The following is a 2640-nucleotide window of genomic DNA, read 5'->3' on the forward strand; positions in this document are numbered from 1 at the left end:
CGACTGCAGCCGGGGTAGGCAGTCGACAAGCGGGTGTGTTGCGGGGGGTGGCTGCTGCGGGGTGGTGGGGTGCGAACGGCTCGCCGATCAGTAGAGGGTGGCGTTCTGGCGCTCGTCGAGGGCCGCGTCGTAGTCTCGGGCCTCCTGCTGCGACCCGAAGCCACCCGCCTCGAGGGTCATCTCGCCGGCGGTCGGCACCGTCGCGGGGTCTGGCCAGGCGCCGGTTTCCCACAGGCGCGACCGCTTGATCGCCCGGGCGCACTGGAAGTAGACCCGCTCGACGGTCACCACGACGACCGAGGCCGGCAGCACGCCGCGTACCTCGTGTCGCCCCAGCTCATCGAGGTCGGTCGACACGATCGCCGTCCCCCGCACCCGCAACTCGTGGCCGACGCCCGGCACGAGGAAGAGCAGCCCGACACGCGGGTCGGCAACGAGATTGCGGAGGGTGTCGAGCCGGTTGTTGCCGCGCCGGTCGGGGATGACGATCGTCCGCTCGTCCCGGACCCGGACGAACCCGGCGGCGTCGCCGCGGGGCGACTGGTCGAGGCCGCCCTGGCCCACCGTCGCGACGACGCAGAAAGGTGCGGCATTGACGAAGGCGGCGTAGGACGGCGTGAGGACGGGCGACTCCTTGCTGATCGAGGTCGCCGCAGGTTCGTTGGGGTACACCTCGAGGAGTTGCTCGATGGACGTGATCGTGTGGAGGTCGTTCACTCGATCACTGTAGGTGCTCCACCTCCACCGGCCCGGTCGGGGTGTCAAAGGTCGCGGAGAGGCCGGGCGGCCCCTCCATCACCACGATCGGACCCCTGACTCCCGCCACCACCGCCGTCACGACGGTGGGTTCACGAGTCGCCAGCTCCAGCTGACGCAGGCGAATCCCTTTGTCCGGCAGGAGCGTCGACGGAGGGGGAGTACGCCAGAGGATGCGCGACGGCGCAAGCCCGCTCAGCGGCATACGACCATCTGGTGGCACTCCTATGACCCAGCGGTGGTCCCCGCGACTCAGCTCGAGCGGGTCGGCGATCTCGTCGACGGAGTCGACGCGCACCACCCAGTGGGCGAGCGCAGGTCCATCGGCCAGGCGCTCCCGCATCGCGGCCGTGTCCAGCTCGAACCACCGGGGACGGTCCAGCGACGGTGCGTCTGGGTCCACCGCGATGACCTCGAGGTAGCAGTCCGGCCCGAGCGAGACCAGCCGGTTGTGGGTGCCGAAGACGGCGTGCCGGCCGCCCGCTTCCAGGCCCACCCCGAGCCGTTCCGCCACCCACCGCGCGCCCTCCTCGAGGTCCGCGGCAGCGACGACGAGATGGTCGAGCGTGCTCACGCACGCCACCATACGGCCGTATGCCCCTGAGCTCGGTCGTGCGCGAGGTCCCCGGTTCCGCTCGGCCCGGCTTGTAGTCTGACCGGGATCTCGTGCAGGTGGAGCGCGCGGGTGGCATCGCAGTCGGACGAAGGAATCATCGGGTCGTGTACGTCAAGAGCCTCACCCTGAAGGGCTTCAAGTCCTTCGCGTCGGCGACCCACCTGCGGCTCGAGCCCGGCATCACGTGCATCGTCGGCCCGAACGGCTCCGGCAAGTCCAACGTCGTCGACGCGCTCGCCTGGGTGATGGGGGAGCAGGGCGCCAAGTCGCTGCGCGGCGGCAAGATGGAGGACGTCATCTTCGCCGGCACGACGGGGCGCGCACCGCTCGGGCGGGCCGAGGTGGCCCTGACGATCGACAACACCGACGGCGCGCTGCCCATCGACTACACCGAGGTGACGATCTCGCGGACGATGTTCCGCAACGGTGGCTCGGACTACGCGATCAACGGCACCCCCTGCCGCCTGCTCGACATCCAGGAGCTGCTGTCCGACAGCGGCATCGGCCGGGAGATGCACGTCATCGTCGGCCAGGGTCAGCTCGACACGGTGCTTCGGGCCACTCCAGAGGAGCGTCGGGGCTTCATCGAGGAGGCGGCCGGCGTCCTCAAGCACCGCAAGCGCAAGGAACGCGCGCTGCGCAAGCTCGAGACGATGGAGGCCAACCTCACCCGGGTGCAGGACCTCACCGGTGAGATCCGGCGCCAGCTGGGCCCGCTCGGGCGCCAGGCGGAGACGGCTCGCAAGGCAGCGGTGATCCAGACCGAGGCCCGCGATGCCCGGCTGCGGTTGATCGCCGACGACCTCGTCCAGCTCACGTCGACGCTCGAGCAGGAGGTGGCCGACGAGACGGCACTCATCCAGCGGCGCACCGAGGTCGAGGAGGCCATGGCCGGCCTCGCACAGCGCCTGGCCGGGCTCGAGGCCGCCGCCGAGGACGCGCGGCCCGCGTTGGCGGTTGCGCAGGAACAGTACGTGTCCGCCAGCCGCCTCGTCGAGCGGATGGCGTCGACTCTTTCGCTCGCATCGGAACGCGTGCGCCTCCTCAGCGAGGACGATGGCGAGGGCGAGGAGGCCGGCCGGTCGACCCGCGACCCGGAGCAGCTGCGCGCGCAGGCCGCCGAGGTCCGCGAGCAGGAGGAGATCCTGCGTGCCGAGATCGACGAGGTCAGGGCGGCCCTCGAGGAGGCGGTCCTCGCCCGCACCGAGGCCGAGCGCAACCATGCCGAGGAGACCTCGCGGCTCGCCCGGGCGGCGCGTGCCGCCGCC

Annotated in this window: 3 protein-coding genes; 1 reads left to right on the forward strand and 2 read right to left on the reverse strand. The window is 71.1% G+C overall.

The annotated features are described in order from the left end of the window. Positions 1-87: 87 nt before the first annotated feature. Both VIR15_RS20015 and VIR15_RS20020 read right to left on the reverse strand, forming a co-directional pair. The gene (locus tag VIR15_RS20015; RefSeq protein WP_331931042.1) at positions 88-717 is read right to left on the reverse strand and encodes an MSMEG_1061 family FMN-dependent PPOX-type flavoprotein; all 630 of its coding nucleotides are present in this window, start codon (positions 715-717) and stop codon (positions 88-90) included. Between the two features lie 4 nt (positions 718-721). Continuing rightward, a complete protein-coding gene (locus VIR15_RS20020; protein WP_331931044.1) occupies positions 722-1330 on the reverse strand; it encodes a VOC family protein in 609 nt (202 codons plus the stop codon). Between the two features lie 146 nt (positions 1331-1476). Between VIR15_RS20020 and VIR15_RS20025 the strand changes: the two genes are divergently transcribed. Continuing rightward, positions 1477-2640 (forward strand): chromosome segregation SMC family protein (locus VIR15_RS20025; RefSeq protein WP_331931046.1); only part of this gene is annotated, 1164 nt, incomplete at its 3' end.

Origin of the sequence: Intrasporangium sp. (assembly GCF_036566125.1) — a bacterium.
Classification (GTDB): domain Bacteria; phylum Actinomycetota; class Actinomycetes; order Actinomycetales; family Dermatophilaceae; genus Intrasporangium.